This is a genomic window from Desulfosporosinus meridiei DSM 13257, assembly GCF_000231385.2.
GTDB classification, from domain to species: domain Bacteria; phylum Bacillota; class Desulfitobacteriia; order Desulfitobacteriales; family Desulfitobacteriaceae; genus Desulfosporosinus; species Desulfosporosinus meridiei.
Genome location: NC_018515.1, coordinates 274,788 through 297,521 on the forward strand (window position 1 = coordinate 274,788; position 22,734 = coordinate 297,521).

A 22,734-nucleotide genomic window follows, 5' to 3' on the forward strand; every position below is an offset into this window, starting at 1 on the left:
TGGTGGTGTATTTTTAAGACTTGCGTGTAATCTGAAAAGTATAGTAGTATACTATACACAATAAATACCCAGTACTGCTGTCTTAGCAAACTGTATAAGTGCTAATCTGGAGGCTAAATAAAAGGCCTCCATTGGCGATGTTGCCTTGGTATAATATTACTTTCGATGGTGCATATCCGTCTGATACCTAGGCATCCGAAGTTGGTCAGGTCTTGAAAACTGGATAAAGAGGGAGATTGGAAATGAAAAAAGTTGTTTTAGCATATTCTGGTGGGCTGGACACCTCAATTATTATTCCTTGGCTTAAAGAGACCTATGGTTATGAAGTAATCGCTATGGTTGCAGACCTTGGACAAGGGGAAGAGCTGGCGCCCTTACAGGAAAAGGCGATAAAAAGTGGTGCGAGCAAACTATATATAGAAGATCTGCGACAGGAATTTCTTACAGAGTTTGTTTTCCCGACCCTTAAGGCTGGAGCAGTTTATGAAGGAAGCTATCTCTTAGGAACTTCCTTTGCGCGGCCGTTGATTGCCCGTCGTTTAGTGGAAATTGCGGAAAAGGAAGGCGCAGTAGCAATTGCTCATGGTGCAACGGGAAAAGGTAATGACCAGGTTCGCTTTGAACTGAGTGTCAAAGCACTAAATCCGGACTTAGAGATCATTGCGCCTTGGCGTTTATGGAATCTAAAGTCCCGTGAAGATTGCATTGACTATGCTCAAGCTCGTGGAATCCCTGTTCCTGTCACAAAAGATCGTCCTTATAGTATGGATCGAAATATTTGGCATTTAAGTCATGAGGGAGGGGATTTGGAAAATCCCTGGAATGAACCCCAACGTGATCTATATCTACTGGGAGTATCTCCAGAAGATGCCCCAGATGAGCCAACCTACTTAGAATTAGGGTTTGAACAAGGAGTACCGACATCCTTGAATGGTGAGAAAATTGCTCCGGTTGCTTTACTGGAAACGCTAAATGAACTAGGCGGGAAAAACGGAGTCGGAATTGTAGATATGGTTGAAAACCGACTCGTAGGAATGAAATCCCGTGGTGTTTATGAGACCCCGGGCGGAACCATTCTCTACATGGCTCACCAGGCCTTAGAACGGCTTACTCTTGATCGTTTAACCCTTCACTATAAAGAACAGATTGCCTTAAAATATGCGGAAATTGTTTATGATGGAGTATGGTATTCTCCCTTGCGAGAAGCCTTAGATGCATTCGTTAATGTAACCCAGAAAAACGCGACAGGTACTGTGCGGGTCAAATTATACAAAGGAAATTGCAGCTTAGCAGGCGTTAAGTCACCTTATTCTCTCTATAATGAAGCTTTTGCTACCTTTGGAGAAGACGGCGTCTATGATCAAAAAGACGCTGGAGGCTTCATCAATCTCTTCGGATTGCCTCTCAAGGTAAGAGCTTTGATGGAAAAGGAATCAGGGTTGCGTAAATAAGGAGAAGAAAAGCGCCGGCACCCGGCGCTTTCTTTTCGTAGTCAGATTAACCATAGACTATCGATGATGAAAGGGAGATGCAACGTGAAGCTTTGGGGTGGACGTTTTGAAAAAGGCACTGAGGGATTAGTGGAGGATTTCCACTCTTCCATTCGTTTCGATCAACGACTGTACAAACAAGATATCCAAGGGAGCATAGCTCATGCTCGGATGCTTGGAAAGGTAGGAGTCATTTCTGAGGCGGAAGCAACACAATTAATCGAGGGATTAAACGGGATTCTAAAAGATGTTCAAGCCGGAACAGTGGAATTCGAAATTGGCGCAGAAGATATACATATGAATGTGGAAAAGCTATTAACGGAGCGAATCGGACCTGTAGGAAAAAAGCTGCACACGGGACGGAGTCGGAATGACCAGGTTGCTTTGGATTTGAGACTTTTTTTGAAAAGTGAGATTGACCAAACAAAGTCTTTATTAGCTCAGTTAACACAAACTCTGCTCAAGCTATCCGAAGAGCATCTAGAAACATGGATGCCGGGATATACTCATCTACAAAAGGCACAGCCAATTACTCTGGCCCACCATTTAATGGCGTATGTTCAAATGTTTTTGCGAGATCTTGGACGACTTAAAGATACTCGAAAGCGGCTAAACATATCGCCACTTGGTTCAGGAGCTATGGCAGGAACGACCTTTCCTCTTGATCGAGAGCAAGTAGCTGTAGAACTTGGATTGGATGGAGTTACATTAAACAGTCTTGATGGAGTTAGCGACCGAGATTTTGCTTTAGAATTTCTGGCTAATGCGTCCATTCTTATGATGCATTTAAGCAGATTGTGTGAGGAGCTCGTCATTTGGTCCAGCGGAGAATTCCAGTTTATCTCGATGGATGATGGATACTCAACAGGGTCTAGCATCATGCCCCAAAAGAAAAACCCAGATGTTGCTGAATTAGTGCGGGGAAAAACCGGGCGTGTGTATGGTGATTTGATGGCACTTTTGACAGTTATGAAAGGGCTTCCCCTCGCCTATAACAAAGATATGCAAGAGGACAAGGAAGCTGTCTTCGATGCTGTGGATACAATTCAAAAGTGCTTGTTGGTAGTAGAACCTATGCTTAGAACTATGCAAGTACATAGAGATATTATGGCTTTTGGGGCTAAAGGCGGCTTTACAAATGCTACCGATCTCGCGGATTATATGGCTAAAAAGGGAGTGCCCTTCCGAGAAGCCCATGAATTTGTTGGACGAATAGTTTTGCATTGCAGCAAAGAAGGCCTTGGGCTTGAAGACTTGAGTTTAAGCGATTATCAGGCAATCTCGCCAATCTTTGAAGAGGATTTATTTAGCTCGATTGGAATCGAGCATTGTGTCAGAGCACGAAAAATTACGGGAGGACCCTCTCCAGAAACGGTTTTTGAGGGAATTAGGCTTAGTAGACAAGCTTTAGATGAGTTGCTTTGGTAGAGTAAGTTTTCAAGGGTTCACTTATGAGCACTGAAGGCCAATGGAATGATCAATACCTGAATTGTCCAAAACAGAATTTAAGAAAACATTTAGGATAGGTTTAGTCGATATGATGACTAAACCTATGTTACTTTGCATGGGCATAAGAGATTATGTCAAAAATAAAAGAGCAATAATGATTTAGTCGAGGATGTTCGGTGATAATAAAGTTAAATTTGGAATTCTGGCCTTATCTGGAATACTGATACGGGTATAGGGTTTTAGAGAAGTTTGTACTAAGCATTATCCAAGGATAAAAACCTCGGGTTTTCAACAGGATGAGAGAAACAACTGTGTATAGTGTGGATAAAACTGTGGATAAAGTCTAAATGCGCCGTAATTATAGGTGGATAAGTTAGGGATATCCGGTGGACAAATCAACTTTGTCTGTGGATAACTTTTTTTGAATTTTGATAAAATCCGACATTGTTTTCTAATAGAGGGCTTAGTACTAGCTTTTAAGTAGGCACAACATATAAGATTTTCACCATGTTTTCCTAATTTTTAGTCTAAAGCAGGAAAATCTTGCATAGAGGTCGAAATTCTCACGCATGATTTTATTAAGACTATTGCATCCTAATAGATATATTGCTTAAATAATCGAACTATGTGAGAGTACAAAGCGAGGCATAATTAATGGAAAATCGAACAATGCTAACAGATCTTTATCAACTTACAATGATGCAGGGTTACTTAGTAAATGGTTATCATAATAAGGAGGCAGTATTTGATGTCTACTTTCGTTCCCTGCCTTTTAACGGAGGGTATGCTCTGGCAGCAGGGCTTGAACAAGTAGTTGATTATATTGAAAACCTAGGCTTTGAGGAAGATGATTTAGAATATTTGAGGAGTCTGAACATATTTAGTGAAGAGTTCATTAAGGAGCTGAAAAATTTTCGTTTTACGGGAAATATTGATGCTATTCCGGAGGGAACTGCAGTTTTTCCTTATGAACCGTTAATACGTGTAAAAGGACGGATTTTTGAGACTCAGCTTCTAGAGACAACCATACTTAATCTTGTTAATTTTGAGACACTTATCGCTACCAAAGCATCTCGTGTAGTAAGCGCAGCCGGTGGGGGCTCTGTCATGGAATTTGGCTTGCGCAGGGCTCAAGGTCCGGATGCAGGTATCCTAGGTGCCAGGGCAGCTTATATTGGTGGATGTCAGTCCACGTCCAATGTCTTAGCCGGCAAGCGTTATGGTATCCCTGTTGCAGGGACACAGGCCCATAGTTGGATTCAATGCTTTCCGTCAGAGTTGGATGCATTTCGAGCATATGCCCATACTTTTCCTGACATGTGTTTATTGCTTGTGGATACATATAATGTTCTTAAATCCGGTGTCCCTAATGCTATCAAAGTAGGGCTTGAACTTGAAGCCGAGGGACATCAGTTTCTTGGCATTCGTCTAGACAGTGGAGATTTAACCTATTTGTCCAAAGAAGCCCGGCGTATGCTTGACGAAGCCGGACTGAAGAAAGCTATTATTGTTGCCTCAAATGATTTAGACGAAGAAACTATCTTTGCAATAAGGGCACAGGGGGCTGCAATTAATTCTTGGGGTGTCGGAACAAATCTTATTACATCTAAGGATAATCCCTCATTAGGTGGGGTTTACAAGTTAGCTGCAGAAGGGGATCAGGGTGTCTTTCATCCTCGTTTAAAGGTCTCAGAAAATATCGCCAAGATAACAAACCCTGGAATTAAAAAAGTGGTGCGTTTCTACGATAGAGCTGGAAAAACTATGGCTGATCTTATTGCCCTCGAAGACGAAGTTTTCGAAGAAGGAAAAGCGTTAACGATATTTGATCCAATACAGACGTGGAAGAGAAAAACTTTAACGAATTTTAGGACTAGGGAACTATTAGTTCCTATATTCAGAGAAGGAAAACGAGTCTATGATTTACCTAAGCTCAAGGGCATCCAACTCTATGCTCATAAAGAATTAGAAACCTTCTGGGATGAGGTCAAGAGATTAACGAACCCACACAATTATATTGTGGATTTATCAGCGAATCTCTTTGAATTAAAGCAACAGTTACTCTTAACGATTAACAATGATATCAAAAGTAAGCAAGGAGTGGAGTAAAAAATGTGGACAGATGAAGAATTATCAGAACGAATTGATCAAACGGTGGATTGGCTGCGTAAAAAAGTTGCCGAAGCAAAGGCGGAGGGAGTAGTGGTGGGTATCTCAGGAGGAGTCGATTCAGCAGTAGTCACAGGGCTATGCAGTCAGGCTTTTCCTGGAAAGTGCATTGGAGTGATTATGCCTAGCCATTCAGATCCCGAAGATGTTGAAGATGCCTTATGGATTGCCGAGGGTTTCGAAATAAGACCCTTAGAGGTGAATCTAAGTGGTGCCCATACACAGGTTATGGGACAAGTAAAGAAGGGTCTGGAAGGTATAGGATGCAATTTAGTCGCAGAAAAAATGAGCCAAGGAAACCTAAAGGCTCGTTTGCGCATGTCAACCTTATATGCCGTGGCTAACGCCATGAATTATTTAGTCGTAGGAACAGATAATGCCCCTGAGAGCTATACCGGGTATTTCACCAAATACGGTGACGGGGGTGTAGATCTCTTACCGATTAGTTCTCTTACCAAAACGGAAGTTCGGGCATGGGCAAGGATGCTGGGACTGCCTAAGAGAATCGCTACCCGGGTACCAACTGCGGGGCTGTGGCCGGGTCAGACAGACGAATCTGAACTAGGAATTACCTATGATCAGATAGACCGGTACCTGCTAGGAGAAGAGGTTCCCACTGAAGTACAAGAGCGTATAGAGTCACTGCATCGTCAGAGTGAACACAAACGTCAACTGCCACCAAGCTTTGTACTCCCTAAACTTGAGAGGTTAGATTAAGGTGAGAATTGGAATAGATATTGATGGGGTAGTATCCGACAGCTACCCCTTCTGGTTACAGGAATTGAATTGTCACTATGGCAAAAATATACCGTGCCTAGACGATTATGATATGCATATTTCCTTTGAGGTAACTACCGAGGATATGAATAATTTTTTTGAGACCAACATTGAACGTTTGCTCATGATGCCTAAGCCCATACCCGGTGCAAAAGAGGGGATAGAAACTCTTTTGCATGAAGGACATGAGATTATTTATGTCACTGCTCGTACACAGGAACAAAAGGGGCTAACAGAACGTTGGTTTGCCCATAATAAAATCTATTACAAAAATATACTATTTTCAGGGTTTGGCAGCAAAGTAGACTTTGTTAAGGAATGGGGAATAGAGGCTTTTATCGAGGATTATCAGGTGAATGCTAAACTAATTTCAGAATGCGGTGTACCAGTATTCCTTTTAGATGCCAGCTACAATCAAGAGGATACTCCTCGTGGGATTATCCGTTGCCATAGCTGGGAAGAGATAGTTAAAGGAATACATAATTTAAATCTTTAAATCACAAAAATAAAGGCCTTTCACAACCTTAGTTAATATCCTTCTCAAGGTAACCAGGTTATTAAAAAACCTGCTGCCTATAAGGGCAAATCAAACTAGTGTGTGAAAGGCTTTATCTATTTCGAGTTAAGATACTTAACTAACTATTTCCAACCCAACTTTGTAAATATCCCCTGCTCCTAAAGTAAGGACAAGATCCTCGGGTGCAAGAGTCTGATTGAGATAGAGTTTAATATCGTCGAGAGTTCCAATGTAACGCGCTTGAATACCTTGCTGCAAAATCAACTCGGCAAGATTTGGAGCAGATACAGTGTGATGTTCAAGTTCTCGAGCGGATGCGAAAATGTCTGCAATCACAACTTCGTCTGCACTTTGAAAAGCTTGTGAGAATTCAAGTAAGAGTTTTTCTGTTCGGCTAAAAGTATGGGGTTGAAAGATAGCACGAATACGGCGATCAGGGAATGAAAGCCGAGCGCCTTCTAGGGTGGTACGAATTTCAGTTGGATGATGAGCGTAGTCATCAACAATTAATGCGCCATTTGTGTTGCAGCCAATGTGTTCAAAGCGACGTTTAGTTCCATTGAATTGGCCTAGGCTTGATAGGATGTCATTCATAGGGATGCCAAGCTGGTGACATAAGGAAATTGTAGCTAAGGCATTAACAATATTGTGCTTTCCTGCGACGTGAAGGTCCAGATCTCCAACATATTGTCCTTTAAACAGGATCTTCATTGAACTCTTCTCGTCCTTAAAGATAATCTCTGTGGCCCGAATATCGGCAGATTCTGAAAGTCCAAAGGTTGTTATGGGCGCGTCTGACTTAATAGACTTTCGGTTTGGATCCTCATCCCAAACGTAAATGTGTCCGTGGGCGGGTACTTTTAGAGCTAATTCACTAAAGGCAGAGATAACATCGTCAAGATCTTTGAAATAGTCAGGGTGATCAAATTCTATGTTAGTAATGATTAAATGTTCCGGGGAATAATTGAGGAAATGACGTCGATATTCACAAGATTCCGCTAAGAAGAATTCTCCTTTTCCGCTATGGGCATTTCCACCGATACTAGGGACATCACTACCGACAACAATCGTGGGGTCTAATCCGGCTTGGAGTAAAACAAGTCCCATCATAGCGGTTGTCGTGGTTTTGCCGTGGGTACCAGTTACGCAAATACTTCTTTTTTGGGCGAGTAAACGCCCAAGATATTGGGGATAACTTAAGACTGGGATATTCAGATCAAGGGCTCGAGCAATCTCCGGATGCTGATTAGTATAAGCTGCGGAAGCGACAACTAAATCTACGTTCTCAACATTGGCGGAAGAAAATCCTAAAACTGGAATATTGGCCCGTTTAAGGACACTATCTGTATAAAAGCTTTCCTCAACGTCTGACCCTGTTATAGTTGCACCTTCAATTTGATTGCTGATTTGAGCTAAAGCGCTCATTCCCGTTCCTTTAATTCCGACAAAATGAATATGTAATGCCAAAGCGAATCGTTCCTTTCATGTATAAAACTCTACCCCCCATTATACCCAAAGTTAAAGCAAAAAGTATCATTTTATTCGAGGAAAATTTTTACTTTCGTTTTTCATAGGAGGCTTTCTTTCATAGCCAGTGACCATAGCCTGAAGACGACTGATATCTTCAGTAAGACTTAGGTATATGTGAACAGGAATTGTCGCTAAGAAGTAGATACTTATTATAAACTTAATCCAGCGGATCATCTGAAAACCACCAACTAAATGCCAAACCCAGATAAGATGTTCTCCTTGCCAATAGGAAGCTAAACCGAGAAAACTTGCTAATAAGAAAACAAGAAACCAGCTGAAGTAGATTACTAATTGCCCGCTATTATATTTTCTAGCCGGTGGAGGAGAAGAACGAAGGAAGAAGTAATAGGCCATAAGTTTGGGGAAATGTTTTAGGTCTCGAATTTTGGGAATTAGAGAATCATCTTTACGTATCAGGGCGTCTGTAAAACGAAGGGCTAAAAAACTTAAAGCAAACCAGCTAAAGACTATATGTGCTACTAAGACTTTACTGAAGTTTAAGGCTAAAAAGTGAGCAGGTTTGTGGAGCTGCAGGCCAGTTGAGATAATCACAACTAGACTTATTGCAAATCCCCAATGAAAAATTCTTACCCAAATTGACTGCGACTTAATAATCCTTCCCTTAAGATTATCGGCTTTGAGCTGTTTTAGGAGGGGCTTTCTTAATTTGACAGAGTGCTTCATGTTATTACCTTTACCCTTATAACATACATCTCTTTCTTTGTGTATATTCGCGTGAGATAATCAAACACAAAAATCTCAGTGGAATATTTTACACAATACTTTAATACTAAGACTCGGAACCAAGTTTAAACTTGAATTTTTAAGGTGCGAATTTTTTCAGCGTCGATTATGTGGACACTACAGGAAAAGCAGGGGTCAAAGGAACGAATTACTCGCCCGACTTCTTTTAGATCCTTGGATTTGATTTTTAAACCTAGGATCGATGACTCTCCTACACTACGGGTTCCTGTGTTATCACGTGCTCCAAAGTTAAAGGCAGAAGGTGTAACAATTTGATAATGTTTAACCCGGGAGTTTTCAATAGAAACCCAATGTCCTAAAGAACCCCTCATTGCTTCATGTAGCCCGATCCCTACCCCGGAGTCTTGCTCCATTTTTAGGTCAAGAGTATCTGCTCCGGGTTCAAGGCGATTAAGCCAGTCTAAAGTAGATTTGGCTAATTTTTTTAATTCAAGCGCCCTTGCCCATATCCGCCCTATTGTTCCGGTGCCTAGGGTTTCTTCCTTATTGATGATAGCCCGAGCTAAGGGGCCGACTTCTATGGGTTGGCCACGGTAACGAGGGGATTTGACCCAGGTATATCCTTTCGCCTGACTTCGATCTGGTATTGTATCCTCTTCCATTGGATGCAGGGGGCCATGGGGTTTGTACCAGGCGTTTGTCACATCTTCAGTAACATGACGTTCATCATAACTCTCACGTTTACCTTGGAGAAGGACTCCTTGCGAAAAAAGGGTGCTTCCTTCAGGACTTGAGAAACCACCGACGGACATATAATTTCCTATACCGTTACCGAGTTGAATATAGTCGGGATAACGTTCTTTGATGAGATTAATATCGGGCAATAGAAAGTCGTCAATAAAGTCGAGGATTTCTATCATGTACCCTCTATAGCGGTTTACTTTATCAGCATCAACTTCCATACTAACTCCACCTAGAACAATACCATGACCATGGGGGGCCTTTCCTCCGAAAACTGCAAACGCCGAATGAGCAATTCGAGATATTTCAAAGGATTTAAAATAGTGCTCTATCATAGTACTTTCTTCCTTAGCGGATAGTCGCAGGTCAAACTCTGAATGGGGAATAAATGGAGCAATATCGGGTCCCCGGAAATAATCCGGAAATGAGTATAGATAGATATGACGCAGATGGTTCTGGATAAAGTCACTAGCCAGAATGAGATTTCGAAGCAGGAGTCCATTAGGCGGAATATGCATCCCTAAGGCCTGTTCAACAGCTAGTGCCGCTGTCATAGCATGAGCCGAAGAGCAAATTCCACAGATGCGTTGGGTATAATAGGGCATGTCAAAAGCTGAACGACCAACAAGTATTTGTTCAAATCCTCGATATAGGGTATCGGATATGTAGGCATCTCTGATTTCGTTGCCTTCGAGCCAAGCTTCAACGAGCATTGGATTGTGAATGCGGCTCATCGGAAAAATAACTCTTTTCTCCAGAGTAGTCACTCCTATTATATTTTGTTAGTTTTTTTAAGCCAATACTTGTGAAAGGCTTGGGCCTTTTTTAGAGCGGGGCGATGATTAGTTTTGGCAGAGGTTTTAAGTAAATTCTTCTGGATGCGCCCTTTGTAAAGAGAGGTTACGACATGCCCTGTAATAGCCACGGAAGTTAATCCTAGAACCCCAAGCCCGATAGAGTCTGTATTAACCTTTGTTCCTCCAGGAAAAGGAATGTCAGGAAAATGAGATGTAAATGGGGACATTAGATCAGGATAACCAGGTTCGGTGCAACCAATACATGGTGTATTACATCCAATTGGCCAATTGAAGCGGTCGTTCCAACGTCGAATTGGACAATCAGAATAGGTAACCGGTCCTTTACAGCCAACACGAAAAAGACATTCCTTTTGACCAATAGCCGTCGCAAAAATGCCCTGGTCATAAAAGCGCCTGCGAGGGCAGCGGTTATGGACGGTTTCACCATAAAACAGCTTCGGACGACCGAACTTTTCAAGTTCTGGTTCACCGTATAAGGCCAAATGGAGTAAGGTTCCCATGATCCAGTCTGGATGTGCCGGACACCCGGAAACATTAATAACCCTTCGTTCGGGTAGGATGTTCTGAACTCCAGTTGACTGGGTAGGATTGGGATAACCGGAAACTGGGCCTCCATAGGTAGCGCAACTGCCGATGGCCACAACGTATTTTGCTTTAAGTCCAATCCTACGAACAAGCTCAATACCAGTAATGAACTTTCCGTTTTCATAACCAACATGATTATAATGCCCGTTATCACGTTGAATCATTGATCCTTGAACGATAAGAATATAATCATGCGGCATTTTTTCATAGGTTTCTTGAAGAATGCCGTAGGCCTCCTGACCTTGTACTTGGTTCATAATCCAATCATAACGCCAATCTAGTATGTTTGTGAGAATATCTGAAAAGGTTGGTGTCCAAATATTATCTAGGGAAATACTGTCTCCTGTACAGGTGCCGGTCTCAATCATGACTACGGGAAGTTTATGTACCTCACCTGCTGCTACTGCTTTGGCAAGAGGAGGGGTAATGAGTTGGGAAAAGTTGCCCAGTACAGCTCCTTTAACAACTAGTTTTAAAAAGTCGCGGCGACTTAACATGGTGTATCCTCCTTGGAAGGATATTATTTCCAAAAAGTGAGAAATAAACTCAAATTTCGCTGAATATTAGTTGAAATAATATTGACGAAACGATTAAAATAAAGTAAGATTACTATCGTCCGTAAAATGCCAATGTGGCTCAGGGGTAGAGCAGCTCACTCGTAATGAGCAGGTCGTCGGTTCGATTCCGACCATTGGCTCCATAGGAAACTTAGACACCGCAAGTGATTGCGGTGTTTTTGTGTTGTGAGGGATTTTCTTAGTATAGATTATAATTGGCCGTATGCCAGATCTATGTAAATTATCTCCTGGAGGCATTTCTTTGGGAACTTATGCAACGTATAGATAAATAGGAAGCCTAGGTGAAACACCTAGGCTAAACTGTTAAAAAAGTAATCTGCGACAAGCGGGTGGTTGCGGGGGGAAAATCGGTCTCCGAAGCCTCTGTAATTGACCAATAATTAATAGCAGTAAAATAATAATTATTATCAGCGCAATAAAAATCATATACTTCACCTCCTCATTTAGAATCGCATAAGAAGAAAGAATGAGAAGGTTCCTGGTTTATACTATGCAGCATGTCTATTGGATGTTCTGGGGAGATAAGTATTAAAACCCTTTTTTCGACAAAACCTTGCCCTTTAGGCCTATTGATTTTACTGATACATCGTACTAGAATGTTCCAAGTGCGCAATTGCCAAGGAGGTGCATAGGATGAAACCTAAAGTCTTAGAACAAATAGAAGCATTGAGATTAGAGATGCAACAGATTGCTTTAGATAAAGATCTCACAGATCCCCGAGTGGTAATGGTAAGTCAAAGGCTTGACCTATTGATTAACAAGTTTTACTTATTCCAAAGAAAGAAATGGCAAAGATGTTACAAAAGGAGAGCGTAGGGCTCTCCTTTTGTTTCACCATTTTTATTTTATACACGGGCATACTAATTAACCAAGACGATTGGAGGGATGCTTGTGTCTAATTTGGATGAAATAGTAAACCGCATCGAAGAACTGCGCTCTAGAACAATCAGGATCCAAGAGGATAAGTCCTATACTGATCCAGAAGTCGTTGCTGCGTGCCATGAGTTGCATACTATTTTAGATAGGTACCAAGGAATACTCATGAGAATAGAATAGAAGATAAGTAATAAATAGGAAAAGCAAACATTGGCTGGAGACTCTCAATTATAATAAAACGCCTAGGTAAATTACCTAGGCAAAAACTTTAAGTGGTTTCAGGAGATTTATTAAAGAACAAATAACCTAATAACAGTAAGATTATAATAGCAATAACCATAAATTCACCACCAATCAAAGATTTACTAAGGTTCTTGGTTTAGTTTATTCTGGATGTACGAGTATGTTCTTACTGTGGAAGATGCAATTGAAAATGCAAATTTGAAGGATTTACCTTATTTTTGTAGAAGTAGTTATACATAAACATTCGGTTATGGAAATATATATTATGGTAGAAAAAGGTTGAGAGAAGGACAGGAGGTAATAATAGAACGGACTAAAATCTCTTGGTTGTTGGCAAAGACTAGTGTCTAAGGTTGCACTGAAAAAGAATGGGGTTTTACGATTGATATCAGCCAAATTTTATAGTGTGGAAGATTGGGAATACTTTGTCAATATGAGGAGAGAGTTAATTAAGTTAAAGGATGATCGTCTTAACTTACAAGCAGTATTAGAAAGGAAAACTAAAGAACTAAAAATTGAGTTTAAAAAACGTGCAGAAATCGAGCAGAAATTGGTAGTACTTGAACAGGAAGTTGCTAAGCTGGAAAGGTTTAACGTAATAGGACAATTAGCTGCAGGACTTGGACACGAGGTACGTAACCCATTGACGACAATAAGGGGTTTCCTACAAATGCTTCAGAATAAAGAGGATTTGCATACATATAAGAGCTATTTTGACCTAATGATAGAAGAGCTTGATAGGGCTAACCTAATAATCAGCGATTTTTTGTCCCTTGCTAAGAATAAGCCATCAGAGTTTACACGCCAATGTTTAAATAAACTTTTAGAAAATCTCTATCCATTGTTGCAAGCGGACGCTTACAGCCAAGGAAAGAAGTGTGTTTTTGAACCCGGAGATATTGCTGAACTTGACATTGATCCCAATGAAATCACTCAGCTTGTTTTAAACTTAGCCCGTAACGGTCTCGATGCGATGCGTGAAGATGGATGTCTAACAATTAATACATTTATGGACGGGCGATATATAGTTCTTAGTGTTAGGGATGAAGGAAAAGGCATTGATACAAAGAATTTACTTAAACTAGGCACCCCGTTTTTCACTACAAAGGAAAACGGAACAGGGTTAGGTCTACCAATGTGCTATAGCATTGCAGATAAACATAATGCGCTTATAGATGTAAAGACTGGCCCTGATGGGACTACCTTTTCAGTTCGATTTCCACATCCGGATTTAATGACAATGGAGATAGGCCAATAATCTTGTAGAAAAAACAATCTCGCAGATAGTGCGGGATTTTTCTTTTAGCTAATTTAGTAAAGGTTATTTGATAAAGTAATATGAGCCTAATATCGACTCGTCTCCGCATTTGACAGCGAATCGCCATAAAAAATTCTTTATTGCTGTTAATGAGGTTTTACCTAGTTTGAAAGACATAAGGATTTTAGAAAAAGAATCATTATCTTTTTCAGTTGAACTAGTGTTAAAGAATTCCCAAATATGAATAGCTGCGGTCAAGGAATTTTCAATAGCATACTCGTTTTGTAAAGCAGTCTCAATGTCTTTATAAAAAGAAACGACAGGATACTCGCTAATGCTAGTCAACGAGTTTTGAATTTTTTTATAAATTTTTGGGGATTTCTCCAGTACCATGTATTTATATTTTATCCATTCTCGTTCCAGTATAGTGGCCTTATTTACAGGGAATAAACAGTGGATGCATTTCAAAGCGGAAAGATTTTTATCCTTGACTTCTAGCATTATGTCAAGATCTTTTCTTTCCAGATTTTCGTAAAAACCCATGAATTCTTCGATAAGAATAGTGATAGAATGAGAGCCGGGTTTTTTAAGGGGATTCTGCTGTGAATAATGAATTTTTTGAAACCCATCCTTCCTCTGCCACGTTTTTCCGCATACGTTGATCCAATAGTAATTATCAAAATCATGGCTGAAACAATTAATTTGATGATGTAAATTGTCGAAAACTACTGGAACATTAAGCTTATACGCTATTTCCAGTACATCATTTATGTTATAAGACTTTTCGTCATTCTCTAAAACCACCCGTTCTCTAACTGAGTCACTTAATCGCGAATAACTATCAATAAACCTTTTTGTGGCAAGCTTTTTATCATTATAGACGCCTCCGATATGTAAGATGATTTTGTTCTTCGGATTTACTCCCAAGCTATCGAGCACTCGGTTGTGATAATTGAGATCTTCAATAGTCCTGCTAACAACCTCCTCATTTGGAGAGTTTAATACAGTAAATCCGGGATGCATAGATACTCTCATACCGCTATTTTTTATTTTTTTCCCAATCTCATGGAATTGATCGCGGTAATGCTCCCACCAGAGGAGACTATTTGCCGGGCTGGAACCAAAGGGTATTAAATCCGAACTAATTCTATATAACTTGATCTGATTTTTTATATTATAGTCAATCATTGTGTCTAAAGACTTGAGATTGTTTTCAATTAACTCGTACAATTTATCGTTAGTAATATTTTTGAGTAGACAACTTTTAATTTGTGTATTTAGCACTCCGGTGGTTAAAGACGCATATCCAATGCTCATAGAATTTATTCCTTCCTTCAGCTTAGAACTGATTCGAATACTAAGATAAATCAAAAAGACGTAATAGGATTTTAAAATAAAACTAGAATCCTAGAAAAAGTCTAGGATTTAGTATTATCAATGATGTCCATTTTTAAGAGTATAGATGCAACATGATTGGTGTAAATCCACTAACTGAAGCCCGATGTTCAGCTTTATGAATGAGTTCACTAAAACAAGTTGTTCAGAAGTAACATAAAGTAACTTCATACTCCGCTCCTAAATAGACTAAAAAGGGAGGGTTTTGAAGTGAAAGTATGTATCGATCCAGGTCATGGCGGATACGATCCAGGTGCTGTAGGAAACGGAATGAAAGAAAAAGAATTAACTCTGGATATTTGCCTAAAACTAAAGCCTTTACTCGAGTACAATGGTATAAGTGTCGTACTAACACGTGATGGAGATTATGCTGCAGGACATTACGAGAATGATCAAAAAAGGGATTTGGGTGCTAGAGTTACCAGTGCGGAATCAGAAAAAGTGGATTTATTTGTATCAATCCATATAAATGCCGGTGGAGGTACAGGTGTAGAGGTTTTCGTTATTGATACTGGCGGAAGAGCTGAAATTGCAGCCTATAAGGTGTTGTCCTATCTTGTCCAGGTAGGTGAATGGAGAAATCGCGGGGTTAAAACGCAAAATGTGATGGTGCTTAGAGAAACGAGCATGCCGGCTATTTTGACCGAAAATGGGTTTATTGATAAGGATGAGGATATAGCTAAGTTGAAGGAAACTAGTTTTCGTCAGGCACTTGCGGTAGCTCATGCCAAAGGAATTTGTGAGTATTTTGGTATCGTCTATAAAGAGCCAATTGCGTCACAACCAATTCCAGATGTTCTCTACCGTGTAATTCTAGATGGAAAGCAGACGATGGCATTAAGTACTCAAGAGAGTGCTATAAATCAAGTGAAAATAGCTGTCGACAACGGTCTAGCTACTAAGGGAGTTGTACAACGAACAACCGACAGTGTTAATGTATTTGAGTATAGAACTGACCAAGATAGCTCAAAAACTCTGATTATGGGTGAAGAAGCTATATCTGTTGAGCAGTGTAAGCAATTTCTGTTAAAATACAATCCTGAAGCTCCTGATATTATTCCTTTCTACAAGAAGAATGGTGAGCTACTTGGCATAAGATGGGGTTATGCGGTAGCCCAAATGATAAAGGAAACCGGTTATCTCAAATTTGGTGGGATTGTAAAGCCTGAACAAAATAACTTTGGTGGCATTGGAGCAGTTGGAAATGGGGTTTCAGGAGCAATATTTTCTTCACAAGAAAAGGGGGTGCTGGCCCACTTAGAGCATCTTTATGCATACGCGTCAACAGAGCCGTTACCGAGTGGAGTTGAAATGGTAGATCCTCGCTTTGGCTTAGTAACGAGAGGAAGTTGTCAAAACTGGGAAGATCTCAACGGTCGCTGGGCCGTACCAGGGGATGGATACGGCGAGAGTATTATAGGATTATACCAACAAATGACTAAGGAGATTGTCTCAGATAGTGAGGAAGTATCAATCATAAAGAAGATATCCAAAATAATATCTAATTATTTAAAAGGCAAATAGTTACTTTTGATAAGCATAAAGTTTATCAATGAATGTAGTCCGATCAAAAAGGCTAGGCAGCTAATATTGCCGAGCCTTTTTGCTAATCAGGCAGAATTTTAGATTTAATAGTTGTAAAGAATTTTGTTAGGTCTTTCTTCTTGGCTTAACTTAGAGTCTACTTGGTTTTTATTAAATATCATTGTTCAGTATTCACCAAAGAACTAAACATGTTATAATTGCTGGGTTGATTAGCTATTTGTATCAAGCAGAATAGAGGATGCGAGATGTTTCATTCATACTTAGGGGAAATTGCAGCACTTGTAACGGCTATATGCTGGACCATTACGGCCGTTGCATTTGAGTCGGCAGGAAAACGAGTGGGGTCAATATCTGTAAACTTAATTCGACTAGTAATGGCCCTATTTTTAATTTCAATCTTCAATCTTTTTACTCGCGGACTGTTGCTTCCCATGGACGCATCTAGTTCAACTTGGTTCTGGTTATTTATTTCTGGAACCATTGGGTTTGTGATTGGTGATTTGTTTTTATTTCAAGCGTTTGTATTGATTGGTTCACGCTTATCAATGTTGATTATGTCGGCAGTCCCACCGATTACAGCAATAACAGGTTTTATCATGATGGGGGAAAGAATTTCTTGGCTGGGGATTACAGGCATGGTTCTAACTGTTAGTGGGATTGCCTTAGTGATTTTAACGAGAAACCCAGATAGTGACATGGTGGGATTTTCCTATCCTGTGAAAGGGATAATCTATGCATTTATTGGTGCTTTAGGTCAAGCCTTTGGACTTGTTTTTAGCAAGTTTGGTATGGGTTCTTACAACCCCTTTGCGGCTACTCAAATTAGAATTATCGCAGCTATTATTGGCTTTACTCTTGTTATTACGATAACGAAAAAATGGAGAAGTGTATACTTAGCAATGATAGATACGGAAGCTTTGAAATACATCTCAGTAGGTTCACTATTCGGTCCGTTTATAGGAGTATCATTAGGTCTGTTAGCCGTTCAACATGCTCCTACGGGGATTGTTTCAACGATCACTTCTATTACACCGATACTTATTATTCCAATGTCGATTTTCATTTTTAAAGAAAAAGTCTTTTTGAGGGAGATAATTGGAGCGATTATAACTCTTGGAGGAGTTTCTCTGTTATTTATAAAATAAACTTGTAGTTATAAGTTTAAAGGCCTTTTCAGCTAACGGATAAACATATTTGTGAATATTATAATAAAGGGCTAAAAACATATAGACACTTTTCTCTGGGGAAGCTATAATAAAGTTACTTGCAAGTACAGGATTAAGAGAGCAAAGAGGCTCTAAAAGGGCGTTTTATATAAACGCTTTTTTAGAGCCTCTTTATGTTCTCGAGTACATAGCTTTTGGGCGGTGATAGTCTAATCCAAATAAGCTATGAATTATGCTGTTGTTTGATGCTATGGTGATCACAAGTTGCCACAAATCTGATGTTAATAGTTATTATTAGTACATATTTGAGACAAGGGGGTTTCATAATGACAACTTTAGATACTGGGGATATATCATTCCTAGTTGTTTGTACTCTATTAGTTTTTCTGATGACACCTGGTCTAGCACTATTCTATGGAGGAATGGTTAGAAAAAGAAACGTTCTTTCAATCATGATGCAAAGCTATGCAGCTATGGGGATAGTCACAGTAATTTGGGTATTATTCGGCTACTCATTAGCTTTTGGATCAGATTACGGTCATATTATTGGTGGTCTTGACTGGTTGGGACTTAAGGGAGTTGGTCTCTCACCTAACCCTGATTATGCTCCAACTATCCCACATTTATTATTCTTTTTGTTCCAACTAATGTTTGCCATTATCACTCCGGCAGTTATAAGTGGAGCAACTGCAGAGCGCATGCGTTTTACGGCATTTGTACTTTTTATAATTTTCTGGAGCACATTTGTCTATATACCTTTAGCCCATTGGGTCTGGGGTGTTGGCGGCTGGATGCGTAATTTAGGAGTGCTTGATTTTGCAGGCGGCACTGTTGTGGAAGTAGCTTCCGGTGTATCCGGCTTGGTAGCAGCTTATGTTTTAGGTAAGCGCTTAAAGATTGGGTATGAATGGAACATTCCTCATCATATGCCTAATGTTCTCTTTGGTGGGGGGCTATTATGGTTCGGTTGGTTTGGATTTAATTCGGGAGGAGCAATGGGTGCAAATGGTGTGGCGGTGCTTGCCTTAGGTACAACACAAATTGCAGGGGCAGCTGGAATGATTGGCTGGGCTATGCTCGAATGGCTTCATCGTCGTCAAATTACAGTTTTTGGCGCGGTCAGTGGGATTATCTCTGCGCTTGTGGCTATCACCCCGGCAGCAGGTTATGTTTCAACAGTCAGTGCACTACTTATAGGGTTTGTTGCAGGTGGAATCTGCTATTTAGCAGTTAGTATTTTAAAAGCAAAATTAGGATATGATGATGCTTTAGATGTTTTTGGAATCCACGGAGTTGGAGGGACTTGGGGCACCATTGCAACAGGAATATTTGCCGACTTAAGCCTTAATCCCCAAGGCAAAAATGGTTGGATTAATGGGGGTGGTTTTGAACCCGTATTAATCCAGTTATCTGCAGTTATAGCTACTTATCTATTTGTAGGGATAATGACATTCGTTATCTTGAAGGGTATTGCCATAATAACTCCTCTTAGAGCAAGCGATGAGGAGCAAGTCAATGGCTTAGATTTAACTCAGCATAGAGAAAAGGCCTATCCTGATTTTGAATTAAGTGAAAATGTTTATATATAGGAACTATTAATTGGATTTTAGAGGGCAGCATCACCATGTTCGCCAGTTCGAATGCGGACAGCATCTGCTACGTCATACACAAAAATTTTACCATCACCAAATTCACCTGTTTTTGATGTTTTGATAATAGCTGCAATAACTTCATCTACTTTATTAGATGAAACTACAGCTTCCAACTTTATCTTTGGTAAGAGTCGAGTAACAATTTCTTGACCCCGGTATATTTGAGTATAGCCCTTCTGATTTCCGAACCCTGAGACATTAGAGACGGTCATCCCATTTACACCAAGGTCTGATAGAACAACCTTTACGTCATTCAGTTTTTCAGGTCGTATAATAGCTTCAATTTTCTTCATAGTACCACCTTTATTTAAGTATTTTTAACAAAATCAGTTAATCCATTCCATTATATCAGATAGCATTCTTATATTACATCATTATAAACCAGAAGCCGGGCTCATGCCCGGCTTTGTGGGGTTTTTTTCTTAAAAGGGGAGTTTTTACCCCTATCAGGTTTCCCAGTTTGTGCTTTATCTGTTGTTCTATTTGACATATCCTACCTCCTGGCATTTTTATTCATAGGAAATTCAATATAATTTTAACCCTTATAAGTTGTTTCCTGATCTTTTCCGTAGTCAGTTCTTCCATCTTGATCCGGTTGATGACTATATGGCAAATCTTCACGTTTGGGGAATTTCCTTTTGATTAGCTGAGACTGATCCTGGTTCATATAATTCCTCCCTTAACGTTGGAATACGTTTAGAATACCCTATGAATAAATAATTATGTCCAAGTTCAGATTAGATTTTCCCAACGTATTTAAAATCCTTTAAGATTCCGGTCATTCCAGGTTTCCAGTAGGCTGGAACTCCTTGGCCAGTCATCTCTTCATAAATCAGCCCCTGAATAATGCGAATGACCTCTTCAATGTTGCGTCCTACTTCAGGTGGATAGAGACAAGAATACTTGACTTTCCCACTAGGAGATATGATAAAGGTCGCTCTGTAGGGTATTCCTAATTCTTTTCTGAGGACTCCGTACTGATTTGAAATGAAATGAGATCGATCTGTTAATAAAGGATACCAAACCGTACGTGCAGAGGGGGATGTTTCTGCGAAAATCTTATGAGAATAGACGCTGTCTGTGCTAATTGCTAACACTTGAACACCAAGTTTTTGAAGTGTCTCCTTCTGAGCAGCCACGGCTGCTAATTCAGTCGGTCAAACAAAAGTAAAATCACTGGCATAGAAGATGAGGAGAATCCATTGACCAATAAAATCATTTAGATGAATGGTCACTTTTTTTCCTCTTACATATGCCTCTGTTTCAAAATCCGGTGCTAGTTGTTCTGGACAAATCATGCTAAAACCTCCCCGAAAAACATTTGATTTACTTTATGCTCTCGAGGTATATCTTGACATGATTGTAGGAATCATCTCTTCTTTTAACAGCGGTATTGTAAACAATAAACAAAAAGAGATCTCCTTAGAAATAAAAAGGAGATCAAAGAAGAGGACTAACTACATGAAGAAAAATGAAATAACTTACCACTAGTATATGTAGGAATATGTCGATTATATTATGTTTTATTTATGAAATATTTTACAATTCTGCGAATAAATTAATTCTGTATAAGAATACGTGCAAAAGACTATAAAGACTTGTAAAGAATTATATTGACAGGGTATCAGTGAAATGTTAGACTCAGCATAATGAGTTGAATATATGCTCTTATCCGGAGTGGTGGAGGGACTAGCCCTATGAAACCCGGCAACCAGCTTAATACACGCTAAGACGAAACTGGCGTGGACAAAGCATGGTGCTAATTCTTGCAGGATTAATTTCCTGGCAGATAAGAGGAGTGTCGAATAAACGAGATTTTGACCTCTTCTATCACAGAAGAGGTCTTTTCTATATAGTAACCAGTTTAATCTAATTGTCCTATTAGCAAGCAATATTTTCCTCATAAGGCAAAAACACTTGATATTTTAGTTCAGCTTATCCAAGGGATAGGTGCGAACTTGAACTTCGAACCTGATTTTGGTAAATAGTCTTAGGCTAAAGTCAGTGGGTAACACGTAACAAATCTGGAGGTGGAGAGTCATGAGTGTTGAAAAAACGTATGCAGAGATTAATTCGAAAATCAGGGAAGGCAAAGCAGTGGTTGTGACTGCCGAGGAGCTTATTACTCTTGTAGAGGAAAAAGGTCTTTCCAAAGCAGCGCAAGAGGTTGATGTTGTAACTACTGGCACATTCGCTCCGATGTGTTCCTCAGGTGCCTTTTTAAGTTTTGGACACACAAAACCACGAATGAAAATGCAAAAAGTTTGGCTGAACGGAGTATCCGCTTATACGGGTATCGCAGCTGTTGACGCTTATATTGGGGCAACAGAGATGCACGAAGACGATCCGTTGAACAGCAATTATCCGGGTGAATTTCGATATGGAGGAGGGCATGTTATCGCTGACCTCGTTGCTCGCAAACCTGTCCAACTAAAGGCCTTAGCATATGGTACTGACTGTTATCCGCGCAGAAACCTTGAAACAACCATTACACTGGATGACATCAATGAGGCTATTTTGTTTAATCCTCGAAATTGTTATCAAAACTATAATTGCGCTGTCAATTTAACCAATCGCACGATTTACACCTATATGGGAATGATCAAACCACAAATGGGGAATGCCAACTATTCAACATCAGGGCAACTTAGCCCTCTATTGAAAGACCCCCATTTTAAGACAATCGGAGTTGGTACGAAGATTTTCCTTGGCGGTGGGATTGGTTATGTCGCGTGGAATGGTACGCAACACTTTCCCTCAATGATTGACGCCGATGGAAAGGAACTTGGGAGTGCAGGTGGAACCCTTGCTCTTACAGGGGATCTGAAGCAGATGAGCCCGCGTTGGCTTGTTGGTACAAGTTATCTAGGCTATGGGGCAACACTTAGTGTAGGAGTTGGTATTCCAATCCCAATTTTAAATGAGGAAATTGCTCGCTACGCTGCTAAAAAAGATGAGGAGCTATTTGCTCCTATTGTAGATTACGGAGAAGCATATCCATCATTTACACCGGGAAATCTGGGATATGCCAGCTATGCAGATCTTAAGAGTGGTAAGATTATTGTCAACGGCAAAGAAGTACCTACGGCACCTTTGTCTAGCATGCCTAGAGCTCGCGAAATTGCTGCAACCTTAAAAGGGTGGATTAAGAAGGGAGACTTCCAGTTGACTGAACCGGTTAAAAATCTCCCATCACCTGCTGATGGCTTTATTGCGCACAGTATAAAGGAGGATTGATTA

20 protein-coding genes, 1 tRNA gene and 1 riboswitch are annotated in these 22,734 nt (G+C 40.1%); of the genes, 13 read left to right on the forward strand and 8 right to left on the reverse strand.

Annotated features, from left to right (window positions below; all coding sequences use genetic code 11):
* Positions 1-242: 242 nt before the first annotated feature.
* The 5 genes from DESMER_RS01425 to DESMER_RS01445 all read left to right on the forward strand — a co-directional run bounded on the left by DESMER_RS01425 (position 243) and on the right by DESMER_RS01445 (position 6,381).
* A complete protein-coding gene (locus DESMER_RS01425; protein WP_014901280.1) occupies positions 243-1,451 on the forward strand; it encodes an argininosuccinate synthase in 1,209 nt (402 codons plus the stop codon).
* 84 nt (positions 1,452-1,535) lie between these two features.
* On the forward strand, positions 1,536-2,918 hold the full coding sequence (argH, locus tag DESMER_RS01430; protein WP_014901281.1) for an argininosuccinate lyase: 1,383 nt from the start codon (positions 1,536-1,538) through the stop codon (positions 2,916-2,918).
* Between the two features lie 675 nt (positions 2,919-3,593).
* Positions 3,594-5,048 carry a nicotinate phosphoribosyltransferase gene (locus DESMER_RS01435; protein WP_014901282.1) on the forward strand — a complete coding sequence of 485 codons (1,455 nt, stop codon included), beginning with the start codon at positions 3,594-3,596 and terminating at the stop codon, positions 5,046-5,048.
* 3 nt (positions 5,049-5,051) lie between these two features.
* Positions 5,052-5,825: an NAD(+) synthase gene (gene nadE, locus DESMER_RS01440; RefSeq protein ID WP_014901283.1), complete on the forward strand. Its 774-nt coding sequence runs from the start codon at positions 5,052-5,054 to the stop codon at positions 5,823-5,825.
* Position 5,826: 1 nt separating this feature from the next.
* Positions 5,827-6,381, forward strand: a complete 555-nt coding sequence (locus DESMER_RS01445) for a 5' nucleotidase, NT5C type (RefSeq protein WP_014901284.1) — start codon at positions 5,827-5,829, stop codon at positions 6,379-6,381.
* Between the two features lie 135 nt (positions 6,382-6,516).
* Here the strand turns inward: DESMER_RS01445 and murC are convergent, their stop codons facing one another.
* The 4 genes from murC to DESMER_RS01465 all read right to left on the reverse strand — a co-directional run bounded on the left by murC (position 6,517) and on the right by DESMER_RS01465 (position 11,278).
* Positions 6,517-7,869, reverse strand: a complete 1,353-nt coding sequence (gene murC, locus DESMER_RS01450) for a UDP-N-acetylmuramate--L-alanine ligase (protein ID WP_014901285.1) — start codon at positions 7,867-7,869, stop codon at positions 6,517-6,519.
* A gap of 66 nt (positions 7,870-7,935) precedes the next feature.
* Positions 7,936-8,616, reverse strand: coding sequence for a cytochrome b/b6 domain-containing protein (locus DESMER_RS01455; RefSeq protein ID WP_014901286.1), 681 nt, complete (start codon positions 8,614-8,616; stop codon positions 7,936-7,938).
* Between the two features lie 125 nt (positions 8,617-8,741).
* The gene (locus DESMER_RS01460) at positions 8,742-10,145 is read right to left on the reverse strand and encodes a nickel-dependent hydrogenase large subunit (protein ID WP_014901287.1); all 1,404 of its coding nucleotides are present in this window, start codon (positions 10,143-10,145) and stop codon (positions 8,742-8,744) included.
* A gap of 5 nt (positions 10,146-10,150) precedes the next feature.
* Positions 10,151-11,278: a hydrogenase small subunit gene (locus tag DESMER_RS01465; protein ID WP_014901288.1), complete on the reverse strand. Its 1,128-nt coding sequence runs from the start codon at positions 11,276-11,278 to the stop codon at positions 10,151-10,153.
* A 128-nt stretch (positions 11,279-11,406) separates the two neighbouring features.
* Here DESMER_RS01465 and DESMER_RS01470 point away from each other — a divergent pair.
* The 4 genes from DESMER_RS01470 (at position 11,407) to DESMER_RS01480 (ending at position 13,736) form a co-directional block, all read left to right on the forward strand.
* Positions 11,407-11,481, forward strand: a tRNA-Thr gene (locus tag DESMER_RS01470).
* Between the two features lie 511 nt (positions 11,482-11,992).
* Positions 11,993-12,175 carry an aspartyl-phosphate phosphatase Spo0E family protein gene (locus DESMER_RS01475; RefSeq protein WP_014901289.1) on the forward strand — a complete coding sequence of 61 codons (183 nt, stop codon included), beginning with the start codon at positions 11,993-11,995 and terminating at the stop codon, positions 12,173-12,175.
* A 69-nt stretch (positions 12,176-12,244) separates the two neighbouring features.
* Entirely contained in the window at positions 12,245-12,415 is a 171-nt protein-coding gene (locus DESMER_RS22775; protein WP_427854267.1) for an aspartyl-phosphate phosphatase Spo0E family protein, read from the forward strand.
* Positions 12,416-12,860: 445 nt separating this feature from the next.
* Positions 12,861-13,736, forward strand: coding sequence for an ATP-binding protein (locus DESMER_RS01480; protein WP_052314824.1), 876 nt, complete (start codon positions 12,861-12,863; stop codon positions 13,734-13,736).
* Between the two features lie 63 nt (positions 13,737-13,799).
* On the opposite strand, the gene uvsE is transcribed toward DESMER_RS01480, so the two are convergent.
* On the reverse strand, positions 13,800-15,053 hold the full coding sequence (uvsE, locus tag DESMER_RS01485; protein ID WP_014901292.1) for a UV DNA damage repair endonuclease UvsE: 1,254 nt from the start codon (positions 15,051-15,053) through the stop codon (positions 13,800-13,802).
* A gap of 288 nt (positions 15,054-15,341) precedes the next feature.
* On the opposite strand from uvsE, the gene DESMER_RS01490 reads away from it, so the two are divergent.
* The 3 genes from DESMER_RS01490 (at position 15,342) to DESMER_RS01500 (ending at position 19,431) form a co-directional block, all read left to right on the forward strand.
* Positions 15,342-16,655 (forward strand): N-acetylmuramoyl-L-alanine amidase, encoded by a 1,314-nt coding sequence (locus DESMER_RS01490; protein WP_014901293.1) that lies wholly within the window; start codon positions 15,342-15,344, stop codon positions 16,653-16,655.
* A gap of 266 nt (positions 16,656-16,921) precedes the next feature.
* Positions 16,922-17,821 carry a DMT family transporter gene (locus DESMER_RS01495; protein WP_014901294.1) on the forward strand — a complete coding sequence of 300 codons (900 nt, stop codon included), beginning with the start codon at positions 16,922-16,924 and terminating at the stop codon, positions 17,819-17,821.
* 347 nt (positions 17,822-18,168) lie between these two features.
* On the forward strand, positions 18,169-19,431 hold the full coding sequence (locus tag DESMER_RS01500; protein WP_014901295.1) for an ammonium transporter: 1,263 nt from the start codon (positions 18,169-18,171) through the stop codon (positions 19,429-19,431).
* Between the two features lie 17 nt (positions 19,432-19,448).
* Here DESMER_RS01500 and DESMER_RS01505 read toward each other — a convergent pair whose 3' ends face one another.
* The 3 genes from DESMER_RS01505 to DESMER_RS01510 form a co-directional block, all read right to left on the reverse strand.
* Positions 19,449-19,787, reverse strand: a complete 339-nt coding sequence (locus DESMER_RS01505; RefSeq protein WP_014901296.1) for a P-II family nitrogen regulator — start codon at positions 19,785-19,787, stop codon at positions 19,449-19,451.
* 242 nt (positions 19,788-20,029) lie between these two features.
* A complete protein-coding gene (locus DESMER_RS24610) occupies positions 20,030-20,161 on the reverse strand; it encodes a hypothetical protein (protein WP_014901298.1) in 132 nt (43 codons plus the stop codon).
* Between the two features lie 70 nt (positions 20,162-20,231).
* Positions 20,232-20,792 (reverse strand): peroxiredoxin, encoded by a 561-nt coding sequence (locus DESMER_RS01510; protein ID WP_014901299.1) that lies wholly within the window; start codon positions 20,790-20,792, stop codon positions 20,232-20,234.
* 367 nt (positions 20,793-21,159) lie between these two features.
* Positions 21,160-21,290: riboswitch (SAM riboswitch) on the forward strand.
* A 244-nt stretch (positions 21,291-21,534) separates the two neighbouring features.
* Between DESMER_RS01510 and DESMER_RS01520 the strand changes: the two genes are divergently transcribed.
* Positions 21,535-22,731: a homocysteine biosynthesis protein gene (locus DESMER_RS01520; RefSeq protein WP_014901300.1), complete on the forward strand. Its 1,197-nt coding sequence runs from the start codon at positions 21,535-21,537 to the stop codon at positions 22,729-22,731.
* Positions 22,732-22,734 lie beyond the last annotated feature (3 nt).

Bases quoted from the DNA above. Each gene is read 5' to 3' on its own strand.
- DESMER_RS01425 (WP_014901280.1), top strand. From the start codon at position 243: ATGAAAAAAGTTGTTTTAGCATATTCTGGTGGGCTGGACACCTCAATT.
- DESMER_RS01435 (WP_014901282.1), top strand. From the start codon at position 3,594: ATGGAAAATCGAACAATGCTAACAGATCTTTATCAACTTACAATGATG.
- nadE (WP_014901283.1), top strand. From the start codon at position 5,052: ATGTGGACAGATGAAGAATTATCAGAACGAATTGATCAAACGGTGGAT.
- DESMER_RS01455 (WP_014901286.1), bottom strand. From the start codon at position 8,616: ATGAAGCACTCTGTCAAATTAAGAAAGCCCCTCCTAAAACAGCTCAAA.
- DESMER_RS01465 (WP_014901288.1), bottom strand. From the start codon at position 11,278: ATGTTAAGTCGCCGCGACTTTTTAAAACTAGTTGTTAAAGGAGCTGTA.
- DESMER_RS01475 (WP_014901289.1), top strand. From the start codon at position 11,993: ATGAAACCTAAAGTCTTAGAACAAATAGAAGCATTGAGATTAGAGATG.
- DESMER_RS22775 (WP_427854267.1), top strand. From the start codon at position 12,245: ATGCTTGTGTCTAATTTGGATGAAATAGTAAACCGCATCGAAGAACTG.
- uvsE (WP_014901292.1), bottom strand. From the start codon at position 15,053: ATGAGCATTGGATATGCGTCTTTAACCACCGGAGTGCTAAATACACAA.
- DESMER_RS01495 (WP_014901294.1), top strand. From the start codon at position 16,922: ATGTTTCATTCATACTTAGGGGAAATTGCAGCACTTGTAACGGCTATA.
- DESMER_RS01500 (WP_014901295.1), top strand. From the start codon at position 18,169: ATGACAACTTTAGATACTGGGGATATATCATTCCTAGTTGTTTGTACT.
- DESMER_RS01505 (WP_014901296.1), bottom strand. From the start codon at position 19,787: ATGAAGAAAATTGAAGCTATTATACGACCTGAAAAACTGAATGACGTA.
- DESMER_RS24610 (WP_014901298.1), bottom strand. From the start codon at position 20,161: ATGAACCAGGATCAGTCTCAGCTAATCAAAAGGAAATTCCCCAAACGT.
- DESMER_RS01520 (WP_014901300.1), top strand. From the start codon at position 21,535: ATGAGTGTTGAAAAAACGTATGCAGAGATTAATTCGAAAATCAGGGAA.